This is a genomic window from Pseudomonas sp. C9D1, from assembly GCF_056491235.1.
The window spans coordinates 2,276,625-2,292,551 of the sequence record NZ_JBSZIE010000002.1; the positions used below are offsets into that span (position 1 = coordinate 2,276,625).

A 15,927-nucleotide genomic window follows, 5' to 3' on the forward strand; every position below is an offset into this window, starting at 1 on the left:
AGCCTGCTGGATGCAGGGCAGAGGGGCCTATTGAGAAGCAAGCGCCAGGGCCGGTCTTGAACGAAATTGATCCCCCCGCGAAGGCGGAAACCGCGCCTATACTGCGGCACCTGAACGGGCAACGGGCCCCACAGGAGGGAGCAGATGACGCAGGCGATACCCCCCGATGCCTTCGACATCCAGCCCTGCCGGCTGCCCGGCATTCTCGCGGTGGAAGCCACCTCCAGTCGCGCTTTCGGCCGTCACACCCACGACCGCTTCGGCATCGGCATAATCCTCCAGGGCGCCCAGGATTCGGCCAGCGGCCGGGGCGAGGTACGCGCGGAACCGGGCTGCCTGATCGCGGTGAACCCCAACGAAGTGCACGACGGCCGCCCGGTGGCGCACGGCTCGCGCAGCTGGCGCATGCTCTATTTCGACACTGCCTTGATCGGGCACGTGGCCCAGGCACTGGGGCAAAGCCCCGGCTGCGAATTCGCCTACCCGGTGCTGCCACGGAGCGCCACCAACCAGGCCTTCCACAGGCTCCACGCGGCCCTCACCGGCCCGGCCAGCGAACCCTGGTGGGAAGTGGCGGAGCAGGAACTGCTGTCGATTCTCGGGCCGCTGGTGGAAAGCGCCCCCACGCCGCCGCTGTCACTGCCCCGGCAGGCCATCGCCCGGGCACGGGCACGGCTGGACGAAGCGCCGGAGCAGGCCGTCAGCCTCGCCGAACTGGCCTTCGAGGCCGGCGTCAGCCCGCATCATTTCCTCCGCGCCTTCAAGGCCGTCACCGCGCTGCCGCCCCACGCGTATCGCCTGCAGCGCCAGCTGCACAAGGCCCATCGCCTGATCCTCGCCGGCGAGCCGTTGATCCAGGCCGCCCTGGCCACCGGCTTCGCCGACCAGAGCCACCTCAACCGCCATTTCACCCGGGCCTACGGCTACACGCCCGGTGTGCTGGCGCGGGCCCTGCGCCGCTAGACGCTGCCTTCGCGCTCCACCACCAGAATGCGCGCCGCCCCACGCGGGTGGGCCACGTGCTCGCAACCGGGGCCGGCATGGAAGAGGTCGCCGACGCCCAGCAGCACCGCGTGCTCCTCGCCGCCCTCGCGGTAGCGCATCTCCACCTCGCCATCGAGCACCACGAAGACTTCGCTGCCGTCGTTGACGTGCCAGATGTAGGGCTGGTCGGTCCAGTGCAGGCGCACCGTGGTGCCGTCAAGGTTGGCGATATCCAGCGCCCCCCAGGCGCGCTCGGCGGTGAAGTCGCGGCTGCGTACCACGCGCTGGCTCATGCGCGACTCCCCAGGGGCGCGGCGGCCACCGGCGCCTTGGGCTTGCGGAACACCAGCAGGTTGCCGGCCATCACCAGCACCAGGCCGAGCAGCGCCGGGGCGGTCCAGCTGTAGCCTTCGGCGAAGGCCGAGATGTTCAGCGCCACCACCGGGAACAGCACGGTGCAGTAAGCCGCGCGCTCCGGCCCCATGCGCCCGACCAGGGTCAGGTAGGCGGTGAAGCCGATCACCGAGCCGGGGATCGCCAGGTACAGCAGCGAGCCGAGGTAGCGGGTGTTCCACTCCATGCCGAAGGGCGTGCCACTGGCCAGGCACCACAGCACCAGCAGCGAGGCGCCGTAGAACATGCCCCAGGCGTTGGTGGTCAGCGGCCGGTAGCCGGCCTTCTGCTGCAGGCTGGAGAGCATGTTGCCGGCGGAGAAGCACAGCGTGCCCAGCAGCGCCAGGCCAAGGCCCAGCAGGGTTTCACGGCTGGCCTGGTGGCCGGCCAGTTCCGGCCAGAACAGCAGCGCCAGCCCGGCCAGGCCAAGGGCACCACCCGCCAGCACGTTGGCGGCGATGCGCTGGCCGAAGAACACCCGCGCATTCAGCGCGTTCCACAGGGTGGCGGTGGAGAACACCACGGCGATCAGCCCGCTGTGGATCCACTGGCTGGCGGTGTAGAAGCACATGAAGTTGACGCAGAACAGGCACAGCCCCTGGGCCAGGCAGATCATCTGCGCGCGGCCGTCGAGCTTCTGCAGGCGGCGGCTGAGCAGGAGGATGGCGAACAGCACCACGGCGGCCAGGGCGAAGCGGTAGGCGATGGACACGGGAATGGCCACCTCGCCCATCTGCAGCTTGATGGCGATCCAGGTGGTGCCCCAGATCAGGACGGTGAGCAGGTACAGCGAGAGGTTCATGGCGGTCATCCGGGTGGTGCGTCGAGGGGCCAGTCTCCCGCGCAGCCCGTCGGCGCGCTTGCAAAAACTTGCGCTTATCTGCGCCACCCCGCTGCGTCGCGCGGGCGCCCGCGCTAGCATGGTCACCCAAGCCACCCGGTTGCCCCGCGCATGTCGTCACTCCTGCAGAACCAGGTCTTCCAGTCCCTCGCCAGCTCGCCCCATGCCCGCCTGGAGCATGCCGCCGAGCTGGGCGATGGCATGGGCGCGGCGCTGTGGAGCAACCACCACGACGCCCGCGACTACCAGGGCACCCGCCTGCACACGCTGTCGTGCTACCTGGCCGGCGGCACCGGCACCTTCCGCCGCGAGCGCCCGGACACCAAGGGCGCGCCGGACAAGCTGTGCATTCTCCCCGCCGGGCACGAGTCCTCCTGGGTGATCAACGGCGAGATCCGCCTGGCGCACCTGTACATCGCCCCGGCGCAGTTCGCCCACGCCGCCGTCACCCTGCTCGACCGCGAACCCCGCGAGCTGCAGATGCGCGAAGCGACCTTCCTCGACGACGCCGAGCAGGCCGCGCGCTTCCACCGCCTCATCCAGCTCGACTGGAACGAACCCGGCGAACGCATGCTCACCAGCAGCCTGGCCCACGAGATGCTCGGCCACACCCTGCTGACCCAGGTCGGCCTGCGCCAGGGCCCGCAGTTCAGGGGCGGCCTGGCCCCGGCGGTGCGCAAGCGGTTGATGGAGTACATCGACGCCCACCTGGCCGAGCCGCTAAGCCTGGGCGAGCTGGCGGCCTTCTCGGCGCTTTCGGAATACCACTTCGCGCGGATGTTCCGCGAAAGCTTCGGCTTGCCGCCGCACCAGTACGTGCTCGCCCGCCGCCTGGCCCACGCCCGCCACCTGCTGGCCCGCACCGCCCTGCCCCTGGGCGAGGTCGCCCTGGCCTGTGGCTTCGCCAGCGCCAGCCACTTCAGCAACCGCTTCCGCAGCGCGGTCGGCGGCACGCCGGGGGACTATCGGGCGGCGATGGGGTAAGCGACGGGCCTCCTGGTGGCACCGACGTGATGGGTTTCGCGGAGCTCTACCCATCCTACGAAAGTCCGTGCGCACCACGTGGAGATGCGCTGGACGAAGAAAGTTGGAGCAGCCGCCAACGCCCCTCCAGGAGGCTGAACGCAGTCGTTGCGCCGGGGGACGAGCGGCATGGATGCCGCGAGAGGCGCGCCAGGCCATGGATGGCCCATCGCGCCGGCCCCCAGAGCGGCGATGGAGTGAAGGAACCCCGGCGAAGCCGGGGCCGGATGATGGGGCAAGCGTTTTTGGTTCCTTTTTTGTGGTTCGGCATCCCGACGATTGAAAAAAGGGACTCGCCCGGGGGGGCGAAACGGAAAGCATCCACAGAACTCGATAACCAACCAGGCTCCGAATAAATCCAAAGCGGTGGGCTGAAGCCCACCCTACGAATTGGGCGAATGAATTCGCCCCTACAGGGAAATCATTGCCCCCCGCACGCCGGCAGGGCTTCACACCGGCCGCCGGCCTTGGCTGCGTCACCGAGGGGTGCGGCCATGCGCGTATCGTCCGGGGCCAACTGGCGGGCGCAGGCGCGGGCCTGCCCGGCCTGGTTCGGGCAGCCGCGTTCGGCCAGCAGCTCGGAGAGGTTGAACCAGCCCAGGGCGTAGTCCGGCTTGCGGGCAATGCTTTCGCGCAGGGCCTTCTCCGCGCCGTCGCGGTCGCCTTCGGTGTAGCGCGCGTTGGCCAGGGCGAACAGCGGCAGCGGCTCGCGGTACCAGTGGCCGGAAGCGGTCAGGTAGGCGCGTTCGGCGCGCTCGTGCTGTCCGGTCTGCTCCAGGTCGCTGGCGCCTTGCATCCAGGCTTCCAGGCGCGGCTCGGCCGGCAGTTGTTCGGGGGGCAGGGTCACCACCGCCCAGCGCTCGGCGCGGGCCCAGGTGCGATCGAAGCTGCGCAGGTCGGTGACCCAGCGCCGCGTGGTGGCCGAGCGCAGCACCAGCTCGTCCTTGGCGCGGTCGTAGCCGACCACCACCGCGAAGTGCCATTGCGGGTACCAGTCGAGGCCGAGGTTCTGCATCACCAGCACCGGGTTGCCCGCCGCCACCTGGGCCAGCAGGGCATCCAGGCTCGGCTGCAGCGGGTAGACCAGCATGCCGCTCTGTCGCGCCGCCGCCACCAGTTCCAGCTTGAGGCTGCCGCGCCGCTCGGGCAGGTAGACCTTGGGCACCAGCGCCTCGGGCGAGGTGGTCACGCCGCGGTGCACCAGCACCGTGGCCAGCGCCGCCGGGCCGCACTGGTAGTCCTCCTGCGGGTAGAAGGGCACGTCCACCAGCTCGATGCGCTCGGGCAGCCGCTCGCTCTGCGGCGGCAGCAGCGGGCCGCTGGCGCAACCGGTGAGAAGCACGGCCAGGGCGAGGAGCCCCGGCCGCAGCAGGCGCATCAACGGATGCATTTGATGAAGCTGAAGATGTCCGTGGCGCAGAGCATGTCGGTGATGATGAAGATCACCAGGAACAGCACGATGATGCCGACGATGCCGGCACCGGCGGGCTCCTGCTGCAGCTGCTGGTTGAACTGCGCCAGCTCGGCGGGGGTGAGGCTGTTGATGCGCGCCTCCACCTGCTCACGGGGCACGCCGTACTCCTGCAGCTTCTTCTGCACGTCCTGGTTATCCAGCATGCCGCGCAGCTGGGCGCGGTCGACCTGTTGCTGCTGTTCCTGCAGCGCCTGGGGCGTGCCGATCATGGCGGCCTGGGCCAGCGGTACCTGGGCGAAGAAGGTGAGTTGGCTGGCGACCAGCACGGCGGCGAGTCGGCGGTTGGTGGCGGGACTGAGCATGGTGGTTCTCCTGGATCATGTTGTTGTGATCGATTGACCCGCGCCTCGCTTCCCGGGTTCCACCCACCGATCAAGTGGGGTGCACGGCCGCATTGCGCAACGGCCACGGCACAAATAGAATGCGAAGCATTCCTATTTGATCCATCCCCGAATCCCTCCCGGAGCCTTCCTTGACCAGCAGCCAGGCCGCCCCCGAGCAGGCGTTGCACAAGCTCTACAGCGACCACAACGGCTGGCTCCGGAACTGGCTGCAGCGCAAGCTCGGCTGCCCGCAGAGCGCCGCCGACCTGGCCCAGGACACCTTCCTCAAGGTGCTGCTGGGGCGCGAGGCGCACCGCATCCTCGAACCGCGCGCCTTCCTCACCACCATCGCCAAGCGCGTGCTGGCCAACCACTACCGCCGCCAGGACATCGAGCGCGCCTACCTGCAGGCCCTCGCCGCGCTGCCGGAAGAGGAAGTGCCCAGCGAGGAAACCCGCGCCATCATCCTGGAAACCCTGATGGAGCTGGACCGCCTGCTCGACGGCCTGGCCCCTCTGGCGAAAAAGGTCTTCCTGCTGGCCCAGGTGGACGGCTGCACCTACAACGAGATCGCCGAGCAGCTCGGCCTCTCCCTTTCCAGCGTCAAGCGCTACATGGCCAAGGCCGCTGAGCGCTGCTACTTCGCGGAGTGCCTCTGATGGCCCTGCGCAAGCCCGGCGAACAACGCATCGCCCCCGCCATCGCCGCCCAGGCGGTGCAGTGGCTGGTGGAGCTGCAAGGCGGCACACCTTCGCGCCAGCGCCAGGACGCCTGGCAACGCTGGCGCGCCGCCGACCCGGAGCACGAGCGCGCCTGGCAGCGCATCGAATCGGTCAACCAGGGCCTGCGCGGGCTGAACACCCCCAGCGCCCTCGCCGCCCTGGACGCGCCCTCCTCGCGCAGCCGGCGTGATGCGCTGAAGCTGCTCACCCTGCTGGTGATCGCCGGTGGCGGTGCCCTGGCGGTACGCGAAAGCGACCCGCTGCTGGCCCTGCGCGCCGACCAGAGCACCGCCGTGGGCGAGCGCCGCAAGCTGACCCTGGCCGATGGCTCGACCCTGTCACTGAACACCGACAGCGCGCTGGATATCCGCTTCGACGCCCGCCAGCGCCTGCTCCACCTGCGCCAGGGCGAAATGCTGGTGGAGGCCGTGGACGAGGCGCGGCCACTGCGGGTGGAAACGCCCCAGGGGCTGATCCTGCTCCACGGCGGCCGCCTCGCCGTGCGCCTGCAGGAGCGCCGCAGCCAGGTCAGCCTGTTCACCGGCGACGCCCAGGTGTTCAGCCATGGCCAGCGCCTGGCGCTGCAACCCGGCCAGCGCCTCAACCTCGACGCCCGTGGCAGCGGAGCGGCCCAGGTGGCGGACGAGAACAGCGTGGCCTGGATCAACGGCATACTGGTGGCCAGCGCCATGCGCCTGGGGGACTTCCTCGCCGAACTGAGCCGCTACCGCCACGGGCGCATCGGCTGCGACCCGGCCATCGCCGACCTGCGCCTCTCCGGCACCTACCCGCTGGACCACACCGACAGCATTCTCGCGATGCTGCCGCGCACCCTGCCCGTGGAGGTGCGCAGCGTCACCCGCTACTGGATCAGCGTGCACCCCAGGGCCGCGTCCTGAGCCGCGCACCGGCACCGCGAAAACTTTTTTTCACCGACCTGAACCTTTTTCCCGGCCTCGCGTGACAGGGAAGGCAAAACCCCTTTCCCTCTCCCGAACGAGTGCCGCCATGACCGCCGACCCCACCCTTCGCCGCTTCGCCCGCACGCCCCTGGCCCGCGCCATGCAACCGCTGCTGCTGGGCCTGAGCCTGGCCGCCGCTGGGCTGCCCGCCATTGCCAGCGCCCAGGACCTGGTGATCGGCGCCGAGCGCCGCCAGGCCTTCGACATCCCGGCCGGCGGCCTGGAGCCCGCGCTCAACCGCTTCGGCCGCGAAGCCGGCGTGCTGCTCTCCTTCAGCCCGGAGCTGACCCAGGGCCGCAGCACCCAGGGCCTCAAGGGCGAGTTCGCCGTGGCCGAAGGGCTCGACCGCCTGCTCGCTGGCAGCGGCCTGCGCGCCGAGGCCGGTGAAGGCGGCTTCAGCCTGCACATGGCCACCGAAGGCGCGGCCCTGGAGATCGACCGCCAGGTGGTGATCGGCTCCCGTGCACCGGTGAGCATCAGCGAGCTGCCAGGCACCGTGTGGGTGATCGACAGCCACCAGTTGCAGGAACAGACCAAGGCCGGCGTGCCCTTCAAGGAAGCCCTCGGCCAACTCATCCCGGGCATGGACATCGGCCCCCAGGGGCGCACCAACTACGGCCAGAACATGCGCGGCCGCAGCGCCCTGGTGATGATCGACGGCGTGTCGCTGAACAGCTCCCGGGGCATCAGCCGCCAGTTCGACTCCATCGACCCGTTCAACATCGAACGCATCGAAGTGCTCTCCGGTGCCAGTGCCGTGTACGGCGGCGGCGCCACCGGCGGCATCATCAACATCGTCACCAAGCGCGCCGAAGCGGGTGATGTGCGCTTCAACAGCGAGGTCGGCGTGCGCACCGGCTTCGAAACCCACCAGGACCACGACTGGCGCGTGGCCCAGTCGGTGAGCGGCGGCAGCGAGCAGGTCAAGGGCCGCCTCTCGGTGGCCTACCAGAAGAACGGCGCCGCCTACGACGGCAACGGCGACCAGGTGATGCTCGACATCACCCAGACCGACCTGCAGTACAACCAGGCGGTGGACGTGATGGGCAGCCTGGACTTCGCCTTCGCCAACGGCCAGAGCCTCAACCTCGGTATGCAGTGGTACGACTCCGGCTACGACGGCGACAAGGGCGTGAACCTGGGGCGCAACTTCCAGGGCCTGCGCGGCCAAGTGCCTTTCGAGGTGGAAGGCGGCGCCAGCTTCGACCGCGAACCGCACACCGAGCGCCAGCAGTTCAATGCCACCTGGCACGTGCCCGAAGTGCTCGGCCACGACTTCTACCTGCAGGCCTACTACCGCAGCGAGGAAATGGCCTTCCAGCCGTACCCAAGCGTCGCCTTCGGCAGTGGCGGCGCCATCGATACCGCGCGCTCCTACTACTCCGCCTCGCAGCAGGACACCGATTACTTCGGCCTCAAGTCCGTGCTGGTGAAGGAATGGGATCGCGTCAGCCTGACCTACGGCGCCGACTTCGAGTGGGAGAGCTTCGACTCCGACCAGGCCCTGTTCAACCTGACCACCGCCGCCGCCACCGGCGGGCTGGTGGCCGATGAGTACGCGCGCATCGGCCGCTACCCAGGCATCGACACCGACAGCAAATCACTGTTCGCCCAGACTAGCTGGAAGGCCACCGACGACCTGACCCTGTCCGCCGGCATCCGCCACCAGCGCATCGGCAACGACGTGGGCTCTTTCGTCGCCGCCGCCCAGCAGGTGCAGATCAGCAAAGGCAACGGCACCAGCGCCGACGCCGTGCCGGGCGGATCCAAGGACTACCAGGTGGACCTGTACAACGCCGGCGCCGTCTACAAGCTGAGCAAGGCGCAGCAGGTGTGGGCCAACTACTCCGAGGGCTTCGAACTGCCCGACCCGGCCAAGTACTACGGCCAGGGCAGCTACACCCTGGTGGGTAACCACTGGACCCTGGGCCGCCACGTCAACGTCAAGGACTCCGCCCTGGACGGCATCAAGACCAAGCAGATCGAGCTCGGCTGGCGCCACTACGCCGACGGCCTGGATGCCCAGCTGGCGGCCTTCTATGCCTGGTCGGACAAGAGCATCACCTACAACCGCACCACCCTGCTGGTGGAACAGTTGGACAACAAGAAGCGCAACTACGGCCTCGAAGGCCAGGCCAACTACTGGCTGAACGACAACTGGCAGATCGGCGCCAGCGCGCTGGGTATCCGTTCCCAGCAGAAGATCGCCAAGCGCTGGCAGAAGCAGGACGTCACCGCCGCCAGCCCATCCAAGCTCACCGCCTTCGCCGGCTGGCAAAACGGCGAAACCAGCCTGCGCCTGCAGGCCGTGCGCAGCTTCAACCTCAGCGACGACGGCAACGTCCTGGCCAACGGCAACTTCGACGGCAACGACCACAAGATCGATGGCTACACCACCTTCGATCTGCTGGGCAGCCAGGTCCTGCCGGTGGGCACCCTCAACGTCGGCATCCAGAACCTGCTGGACAAGGACTACACCACCGTCTGGGGCCAGCGCGCCCAGGTGTTCTACGGCACCGCCGCCACCGCCGACCTGTTCGACTACCACGGCCGTGGCCGCACCTACAGCCTGAGCTACAGCGTCGAGTTCTGATGCCCCTTGCAGGCCCCGGGCTGAAGCCCGGGCTACGCGTGTAGGTTGGCCACACTTCGTGGGAGCGAATTCATTCGCGAAAAAGCCGGCACTTAGCCGGCTTTCAAAACAGCATGGGTTTCGCTGCGCTCTACCCATCCTACGGGCTGTATGTAGGTTGGCGCCGAGCGCAGCGAGGCCCAACGGCGCCAACCACCTCCCCGCCGCGCCGCCCCTGTAGGGGCGACTTCAGTCGCCAAGCGGGCCGCAGGCCCGCCAGCGTCAGACCATCAGAGCAGCGCCATCACCCCACCGCCCAGCGGCAGTAGCGCCACCAGGGGCAGCACCCAGCGGCTTTGCCAGGCCAGCAGGGCCACCAGCAGCAGAGCGGCGAGCATCACCTGGCAGAGCCAGAGGATGGTGCCGATCTCGCCACCCTGGTCACTCACCGCCAGGGCCAGGCCGATGGCGAAGGCGAACACTGCGACGACACGCAGCAGGCGCACCCGCGCCTCGGGCAGCGGGCCCTGGAACAGCACCTTGTGGTGGCGGGACATGGCCAGGCTCAGCGCCGTCATGGCCAGGTAGCAGAACGCGAATCCGAGCAGCAACATCAGGCGCCCTCCTCTGCCAGTTGGCGGCGCACGCGCGGGGCGGGCACGGCACGGGGTTGCGAGCGGCGCCAGGCCAGCGCCACGCAGAGCAGGCCGCAGCCGAGCAGGCTCAGGTCGATGCCGGCCAGCGCCCAGTCGCCACGGGCGGCGCTGGCCAGCAGGCTGGCCTGGCCACCGGTGAAGGCATTGAGCAGCGGCACGCCGAGGGCCAGCAGGGCGAAGACGGCGAGCAGGTCGCGCGCCACCTGGCCGCTGTTGCGCCGCAGCACCGCCCAGAGCGCCACCAGCAACCAGGCGCCGACGAAGACATAGGCCTCCGCGCTGGCACGAGCGGCCAGGTCGGCAGGGAGCAGGCGGTTGCCGCAGAGCAGCGCCAGGCTGGCGATGGGCAGGCCGCCCACCACCGCGCCGTTCAGTGCACACACCAGGCCGATGCCCCGGCTGCCGCGCGCCTCGCGCTTGGTCAGCCAAACCTGCAGGCCGCCCACCACCATGGCGCAGCCCATCAGGCCCAGCAGCAGGTACAGGGCGCGGACGATCTGCCCGCCGAACTGGGCCATGTGCAGGTTGCTCAGCCAGACGAAGCTCTGGTAGCCGGCCAGGTAGGGTTTCTGCTCGTGCAGCAGCTCGCCGCTGCCGGCGTCGTAGGAGAGGGTCCAGAGGAAGTCCACCACGCGGCTGCGCTCATAGCGGCGGATGTCCACCACCGCCGCCTCGTCGCCTGGGTGGTGGATGCTGATCCAGCCCGGCTCGCCACCGCCCCAACGCTGCTTGGCGTCCAGCACCAGGCCGTCGAGGGACACCGGCGGCGGTGCCGGGCGCTTCACGTCCTCGCGGCTGTACTGGCCGATCACCTCGTTGAAGAAGGTGGTGGTGTCGCCTTTGTAGGCCACCTGCATGCCGGCGGGCATGTAGTAGATGACGAAGATCGCCAGCCCGGTATAGGCGATCAGCAGGTGGAACGGCAGCCCCAGCACGCCGAACAGGTTGTGGGCGTCGAGCCAGGCACGCTGGCCGTTGGCCTTGGGCCGCAGGGTGAAGAAGTCCTTGAAGAAGCGCCGGTGGATGATGATGCCGCTGATCAGCGCCACCAGCATGAACATGCCGGCGAGGCCGACGATGTAGAGGCCGACCATCCCGGCGTGAAGGTTGTAGTGGAGGACGAACCAGAAGCTGCCGCCGAGGGTTTCCGGCAGCACCTCGCCCGTGGCCGGGTCGAGGGCGAAGCGCTGGAAATCGCTCTCGTCCGCCGGCTCGTAGCCGGCCCACCAGAAGGGCTCGCGCTCGCTCGGCGGGCGCATCCACAGGGCGTGGGCATCGGGCGCCTTGGCCAGCAGCCAGTCGCGCACCTGGTCGATGGACAGCGTGTGCTCGCCCCCCTCGTGCAGGGTCGGGCGCATCCAGCGTTCCAGCTCCTTGTCGAAGCAGGCGATGCTGCCGGCGAAGAGGATGACGAAGAGCAGCCAGGACGGCAGCAGCCCGCCCCAGGTGTGCAGGCCGGCCATGGATTGACGCAGGCTCATGGGCGCACCCCGTAGCCTTCCGGGACGAAGGCGGCGAGCGCCAGCACCAGGGTCAGGCCGCCGAGCACCAGCCAGGCACGCAGGGCCGAGCGGGCGCCGAAGGCGTAGAGGATGGCCACCGCGTACACGGCGAAACAGCCCAGGCTGGCGAAGGTGACCCGGTCGGCACGGATCAGCGGCAGATAGACGGCGAGGAAGGCGGTGGCCGCGTAGGCCACCGCATATCCGCCGAGGATCGCCGCCAGCACGCGCGAGGCGACGGCCCAGGGCGCGGAGGGGTTGGCTTTGCTCACGTCGTTCCTTTCATCAGTGGTTTACCAGTTGTAGGTGGCGCTGGCGGTCAAGGTGCGACCGTAGCCGTAGTAGCAGGCCTGGGTGTCGCAGGAGCTGGCATAGGACTTGTCCCCCAGGTTGCTGGCGTTGAGCGCAAGGCGCACGCCGTCCAGTTCGTAATGGAGGCTGGCGTCGAACAGGGTGTAGCCGCCGGTCTCCACCTCCATTACGCGAGGCCCGTAAAGGCCAAAGAAGGGGTTCTGCCCGGTGAAGGAGGTGGCGCCGATGTAGCGCGCGCCGCCGCCGACGCCGAAGCCCGCCAGGGGACCGCCCTGCAGGGTGTAGTCCAGCCACAGGCCAGCCTGCTCGCGGGGTACGAACTGCAGGCGTGCGCCCTCTTCCCAGGCGTTGACGCTCTTCTGGATACGCGCATTGGTACGGCTGTAGCTGGCGGTCAGGTCGAGGCCGTCGGCGAGGTTGGCCAGTGCCTCGATCTCCAGGCCCTTGCTGCGCACCTCGCCCACCTGGCGACGCTCGCTGGGGTTGTTGGGGTTGCTGCTGACGACGTTCTGCTTGGTGATGTCGAACAGCGCCAGGCTGACGAAGCTGCGCGCGCCCTCGGGCTGGAACTTGATGCCCACCTCGTACTGCTTGCCGGTTTCCGGGTCGAAGGGCTGGCCGCTGACCGGGTCGCTGGAGGTGCTGGGGTTGAAGGATTCGCTGTAGCTGACGTAGGGCGCCAGGCCGTTGTCGGCGACGTAGACCAGGCCGACGCGGCCGGTGAAGGCCTCATCGTCACGGTTGGTGCGCGAGCCGTTGAGGTTGCTTTCGGTGTCGCTGCGGGCCAGGTCGTAGCGGCCACCCAGCAACAGGTGCCAGTGGTCGTCGAACCTGATCTGGTCCTGGGCGTAGAAGCCGGTCTGGCGCCGGGTGATGTCGTTGTCGGCGTCCTTGGCCGGCCAGGGCACCGCCTGCCCGTAGACGGGGTTGAGCAGGTTCAGCGTCGGCGCGCTGCCGAAGCGGCTGATCTCGTTGGAGGAGACGCGGCGCCAGTCCACGCCCAGCAGCAGGGTGTGGGCCAGGGCGCCGGTGCCGAAGTCGACCTGGGCCTGGTTGTCCAGCGTCCAGCCGTCGAACTGCTCGTCCTTGTCGTTGGCGGTGCGCGCCAGGGTGGTGGTGCCGAAGGACACGCCGCTGTTGTTGAGGTAGCGGTAGTCGAAGTTCATCCGCTCGTAGCGCATGTTCTGGCGCAGGGTCCAGCTGTCGTTCAACTGGTGGGAGAGCTCGTAGCCGAAGGAGGTGTAGGCGCGGTAGAAGCGGTTGAAGCTCGGCTCGCCCTCGTAGAAATCCTCGTCGCGGTTGTAGGGCAGGCGGAAGGCCTTCACCAGCACCGGGGAGAAGCGGCGGCTGAAGGCGAAGTCGCCCTCGTCCTTCTGGTACATGCCGAACAGGGTCAGCTCGGTGTCGTCGCTGGGGCGCCAGGTCAGGGTCGGCGCCAGGGCCTGGCGCTGGTTGCCGACCTTGTCCACCTGGCCGTTGGCGTCGTTGCCCAGCAGGGTGACGCGGTAGAGCAGCTGGCCCTGGTCGTCGAGGGGGCCGCCGAAGTCGCCGGCCAGCTCGCCCAGGTCGTCGCTGCCGGCGCGCAGGCGCACTTCATGCAACGGGGTGTCCGGAGCGCGCTTGCTCACCAGGTTGACGATGCCGCCGGGCTCGCTCTGGCCATAGAGCACCGAAGCCGGGCCACGCAGCACTTCCACGCGCTCCAGCAGGTAGGCATCCGGGCGCGCCAGGCCGTAGGTGCTGCGGTTGAGCATCAGCCCGTCGCGGTAGGTGGAGCCCTTGGCGTCGAAGCCGCGCAGGCTCATCCAGTCGTAGCGCGGGTCGTAGCCGTAGGGGGTGCTGACGCTGGGGCTGTAGCGCAGGGCCTCTTCCACCGTGGCGACGCCGCGGGCCTGCATCTGCTCGCGGCTGATCACGGTGATGGACTGCGGGGTCTCGAGGATCGAAGCGTCGGTCTTGGTGCCGGTGCGGGTGCGCTTGGCCACATAGCCGCCCACGGTGCCGACTGCGGAGTCGCCCACCTGGTTGCCCGTGATGTTCACGCTGTCCAGTTCCACCTGTCCGTCCTCGACCTTGGCCGCCTCCAGCCGATAACCGCCATCCGCCGCCTGCACCACACGCAGACCGGAGCCCGCGAGCAGGCGGGCGAAACCCTGCTCCACCGGGTAACGCCCCTGCAGCCCGGCACTGCGCCGCCCGGAGGTGAGCGCCGGGTCGAAGCTCAGCAGCACCCCGGCCTGGCGGGCGAAGGCGTTGAGCGCGGCATCCAGCGAACCGGCGGGTATCTGGTAACCCTGGGTGGCCGGCGCGGCGAGCACCATGGCCGGCAGGGCCACCAGGGGCAGGCTGAGGCTGAGCAGCGCCGCGCGCACGGCGCGGGCGAGGGAATCCGGGGAGCGTTGAACGGCCATGTTGAGTCCTTCGAAAGCCATGAAAGTTGGTTTGCGAGGGGGAGGCCGAACGAAACCCGGAAACCTGCAGAACTTTCTGAGAATTATTTTCACCTGCTAAGGAAATGCAATTCCTTTCTGCCGGAACGACGCAGAAATCCGTCAATCATGCGGGCGTCGCGCATCAGGCCGTGGCGGGTGCCAGGGTGACCCACCAACGGGTGCGATAGATGACCTGCACCGGCAGGGTGCGCGCCAGGGCGGCCAGAGCGCGCTCGCTGTCGTCCAGGGGGAAGACCCCGGAGATGCGCAGCGCGGCGACAGCCGGGTCGCAGCGCAGCACGCCATGGCGCTGGCGATCGAACTCGGCGACGAACTCGTCCAGGCGCATGTCGCGGGCCACCAGCACGCCGTCCACCCAGCTGGCGCGGTCGCTTTCGGCACGTTGCGGCTCGGCCATGCCATGGGCGTCGAACTGGCTCTGCCAGCCCTCCCCCAGCAGGCGGGTGGCGCCTTCGCGGGGTTGAACCTCCACCGCACCGGCATAGACGGCGAGCTGGACGCGGTCCGGCCGCTGGCGCACCAGGAAGCGGGTGCCCAGGGCACGCAGCTCGCCGGGCCCGGTATCCACGAGGAACAGGCGGCGCGCCGGGTCGGCGGCGGTCTCGACGAGGATCTCGCCCTGGTACAGGCGCAGCAGGCGGCGGTCGGCGTCGTAATCGATGTCCACCGCACTGCCGGCGTTCAGGTGCAGGCGGCCGCCATCGGGCAGGGTCACCGAGCGGCGTTCACCGGTGCCGGTGCGCAGGCTGGCCAGCCAGGGCTGGAAGGCCGCCGGGCCCTGTACGCCGAGCACCCCGGCACCGCCGGCGGCGACCAGCAAGGCCAGGGCCTTGAGGGCGCGGCGGCGTTGCGGGTCGTGCTGGGCGCCATCGAGCGCGGCATGGCCGAGGGCGGCGGGAATGGTGGAGAAGCGGCCGCCCAGGGCTTCCAGGCGCTGCCAGGCGAGTTCGTGTTCGGGGTCGATGCCGCGCCAGTGCTGGCAGGCGGCGAATTCCTCGGCCGGGCAGGTGCCGGAAGCCAGGCGCACGCGCCAGGCGATCGCCTGCTCCACCACCTGCGGGTTCAGCGTGCTCATGAATAGAGCGCCTTGTAGCAGTGGGTCAGGGCCAGGGTCATGTACTGCTGGATGGAGCTGATGGACAGGCCCATGCGCTCGGCGATCTGTGGGTAGGTGAGGCCATCCAGCTGCGACAGCAGGAAGGCTTCGCGCACGCGGGGCTTGAGGCCGTCGAGCAGGCGGTCGATCTCCAGCAGGGTTTCGAGGATCAGCTCGCGGGACTCGGGCGAAGGCGCCTCGTGCTCCGGCAGCCCGGCCAGGGCTTCGAGGTAGGCGCGCTCCAGGCTGGCGCGGCGGTAATGGTCCACCAGCAGGCCTCGGGCGATGGTGGCGAGGAAGGCACGGGGCTCGCGCACCTCGCGGCTTTCCCGCTGCAGCAGCACACGCACGAAGGTGTCCTGGGCCAGGTCGGCGGCGTTGTGTGGGCAGCCGAGGCGTTGGCGCAGCCAGCCCAGCAGCCAGCCGTGGTGGCCCCGGTAGAGATCGGCGATGGGAGATGCGGGTTGCAGCGGCACGGCTGACCTCGGACGGGAGCTGATCGCAAATGCGAAATAATTGCAGTTGCGAATGCTGTCACGCCGTCAGCCGGGCACGCAAGTACCAGTACGAGTACGACCCTGGGTTGGCCATTGGCGACGCCCGTCAGACGCTCG

Annotated in this window: 15 protein-coding genes; 5 read left to right on the forward strand and 10 right to left on the reverse strand. The window is 69.1% G+C overall.

The genetic code is table 11. The annotated features are described in order from the left end of the window. The first annotated feature begins 144 nt into the window (after positions 1–144). Positions 145–963 (forward strand): AraC family transcriptional regulator, encoded by an 819-nt coding sequence (locus ACXI0U_RS18715; protein ID WP_479550669.1) that lies wholly within the window; start codon positions 145–147, stop codon positions 961–963. Here the strand turns inward: ACXI0U_RS18715 and ACXI0U_RS18720 are convergent. Further along, positions 960–1,277, reverse strand: coding sequence for a cupin domain-containing protein (locus ACXI0U_RS18720; protein ID WP_021220921.1), 318 nt, complete (start codon positions 1,275–1,277; stop codon positions 960–962). The two genes, ACXI0U_RS18715 and ACXI0U_RS18720, sit on opposite strands and share 4 nt — an antisense overlap. Beyond that, on the reverse strand, positions 1,274–2,179 hold the full coding sequence (locus ACXI0U_RS18725; RefSeq protein WP_435635090.1) for a DMT family transporter: 906 nt from the start codon (positions 2,177–2,179) through the stop codon (positions 1,274–1,276). The genes ACXI0U_RS18720 and ACXI0U_RS18725 overlap by 4 nt, the downstream gene beginning before the upstream one ends. 150 nt (positions 2,180–2,329) lie before the next feature. Between ACXI0U_RS18725 and ACXI0U_RS18730 the strand changes: the two genes are divergently transcribed. Beyond that, positions 2,330–3,202, forward strand: coding sequence for an AraC family transcriptional regulator (locus tag ACXI0U_RS18730; RefSeq protein WP_316924939.1), 873 nt, complete (start codon positions 2,330–2,332; stop codon positions 3,200–3,202). 460 nt (positions 3,203–3,662) lie between these two features. On the opposite strand, the gene ACXI0U_RS18735 is transcribed toward ACXI0U_RS18730, so the two are convergent. Together ACXI0U_RS18735 and ACXI0U_RS18740 are read right to left on the reverse strand one after the other, a co-directional pair. Then, positions 3,663–4,619, reverse strand: a complete 957-nt coding sequence (locus ACXI0U_RS18735; RefSeq protein WP_350446972.1) for a PA2778 family cysteine peptidase — start codon at positions 4,617–4,619, stop codon at positions 3,663–3,665. After that, on the reverse strand, positions 4,619–5,017 hold the full coding sequence (locus ACXI0U_RS18740; RefSeq protein WP_263402730.1) for a PA2779 family protein: 399 nt from the start codon (positions 5,015–5,017) through the stop codon (positions 4,619–4,621). Before ACXI0U_RS18740 ends, ACXI0U_RS18735 begins: the two co-directional genes overlap by 1 nt. 170 nt (positions 5,018–5,187) lie before the next feature. On the opposite strand from ACXI0U_RS18740, the gene ACXI0U_RS18745 reads away from it, so the two are divergent. From ACXI0U_RS18745 to ACXI0U_RS18755, 3 genes are all read left to right on the forward strand, one after another. Beyond that, on the forward strand, positions 5,188–5,697 hold the full coding sequence (locus ACXI0U_RS18745) for a sigma-70 family RNA polymerase sigma factor (protein ID WP_021222044.1): 510 nt from the start codon (positions 5,188–5,190) through the stop codon (positions 5,695–5,697). Next, the gene (locus ACXI0U_RS18750; protein WP_479550670.1) at positions 5,697–6,659 is read left to right on the forward strand and encodes a FecR domain-containing protein; all 963 of its coding nucleotides are present in this window, start codon (positions 5,697–5,699) and stop codon (positions 6,657–6,659) included. Before ACXI0U_RS18745 ends, ACXI0U_RS18750 begins: the two co-directional genes overlap by 1 nt. A 469-nt stretch (positions 6,660–7,128) precedes the next feature. Next, positions 7,129–9,315, forward strand: a complete 2,187-nt coding sequence (locus ACXI0U_RS18755) for a TonB-dependent receptor (protein WP_350448768.1) — start codon at positions 7,129–7,131, stop codon at positions 9,313–9,315. A gap of 269 nt (positions 9,316–9,584) precedes the next feature. Here ACXI0U_RS18755 and ACXI0U_RS18760 read toward each other — a convergent pair whose 3' ends face one another. The 6 genes from ACXI0U_RS18760 to ACXI0U_RS18785 form a co-directional block, all read right to left on the reverse strand. Next, a complete protein-coding gene (locus ACXI0U_RS18760; RefSeq protein ID WP_021222041.1) occupies positions 9,585–9,908 on the reverse strand; it encodes a DUF3325 domain-containing protein in 324 nt (107 codons plus the stop codon). Further along, a complete protein-coding gene (locus ACXI0U_RS18765; protein WP_479550671.1) occupies positions 9,908–11,431 on the reverse strand; it encodes a PepSY-associated TM helix domain-containing protein in 1,524 nt (507 codons plus the stop codon). Before ACXI0U_RS18765 ends, ACXI0U_RS18760 begins: the two co-directional genes overlap by 1 nt. Beyond that, on the reverse strand, positions 11,428–11,724 hold the full coding sequence (locus tag ACXI0U_RS18770; RefSeq protein WP_021222039.1) for a DUF3649 domain-containing protein: 297 nt from the start codon (positions 11,722–11,724) through the stop codon (positions 11,428–11,430). Before ACXI0U_RS18770 ends, ACXI0U_RS18765 begins: the two co-directional genes overlap by 4 nt. Before the next feature lie 21 nt (positions 11,725–11,745). Next, the gene (locus ACXI0U_RS18775) at positions 11,746–14,175 is read right to left on the reverse strand and encodes a TonB-dependent siderophore receptor (RefSeq protein WP_374978873.1); all 2,430 of its coding nucleotides are present in this window, start codon (positions 14,173–14,175) and stop codon (positions 11,746–11,748) included. Positions 14,176–14,338: 163 nt separating this feature from the next. Next, entirely contained in the window at positions 14,339–15,292 is a 954-nt protein-coding gene (locus ACXI0U_RS18780; RefSeq protein WP_374978874.1) for a FecR domain-containing protein, read from the reverse strand. Then, positions 15,289–15,783, reverse strand: coding sequence for a sigma-70 family RNA polymerase sigma factor (locus tag ACXI0U_RS18785; protein ID WP_374981946.1), 495 nt, complete (start codon positions 15,781–15,783; stop codon positions 15,289–15,291). The genes ACXI0U_RS18780 and ACXI0U_RS18785 overlap by 4 nt, the downstream gene beginning before the upstream one ends. Between the last annotated feature and the right edge of the window lie 144 nt (positions 15,784–15,927).

Excerpts from the sequence above, each read along its gene's own strand:
- ACXI0U_RS18715 (WP_479550669.1), top strand. The coding sequence starts at position 145 with ATGACGCAGGCGATACCCCCCGATGCCTTCGACATCCAGCCCTGCCGG.
- ACXI0U_RS18720 (WP_021220921.1), bottom strand. The coding sequence starts at position 1,277 with ATGAGCCAGCGCGTGGTACGCAGCCGCGACTTCACCGCCGAGCGCGCC.
- ACXI0U_RS18725 (WP_435635090.1), bottom strand. The coding sequence starts at position 2,179 with ATGAACCTCTCGCTGTACCTGCTCACCGTCCTGATCTGGGGCACCACC.
- ACXI0U_RS18730 (WP_316924939.1), top strand. The coding sequence starts at position 2,330 with ATGTCGTCACTCCTGCAGAACCAGGTCTTCCAGTCCCTCGCCAGCTCG.
- ACXI0U_RS18735 (WP_350446972.1), bottom strand. The coding sequence starts at position 4,619 with ATGCGCCTGCTGCGGCCGGGGCTCCTCGCCCTGGCCGTGCTTCTCACC.
- ACXI0U_RS18740 (WP_263402730.1), bottom strand. The coding sequence starts at position 5,017 with ATGCTCAGTCCCGCCACCAACCGCCGACTCGCCGCCGTGCTGGTCGCC.
- ACXI0U_RS18750 (WP_479550670.1), top strand. The coding sequence starts at position 5,697 with ATGGCCCTGCGCAAGCCCGGCGAACAACGCATCGCCCCCGCCATCGCC.
- ACXI0U_RS18755 (WP_350448768.1), top strand. The coding sequence starts at position 7,129 with ATGGCCACCGAAGGCGCGGCCCTGGAGATCGACCGCCAGGTGGTGATC.
- ACXI0U_RS18760 (WP_021222041.1), bottom strand. The coding sequence starts at position 9,908 with ATGTTGCTGCTCGGATTCGCGTTCTGCTACCTGGCCATGACGGCGCTG.
- ACXI0U_RS18765 (WP_479550671.1), bottom strand. The coding sequence starts at position 11,431 with ATGAGCCTGCGTCAATCCATGGCCGGCCTGCACACCTGGGGCGGGCTG.
- ACXI0U_RS18775 (WP_374978873.1), bottom strand. The coding sequence starts at position 14,175 with ATGGCCGTTCAACGCTCCCCGGATTCCCTCGCCCGCGCCGTGCGCGCG.
- ACXI0U_RS18780 (WP_374978874.1), bottom strand. The coding sequence starts at position 15,292 with ATGAGCACGCTGAACCCGCAGGTGGTGGAGCAGGCGATCGCCTGGCGC.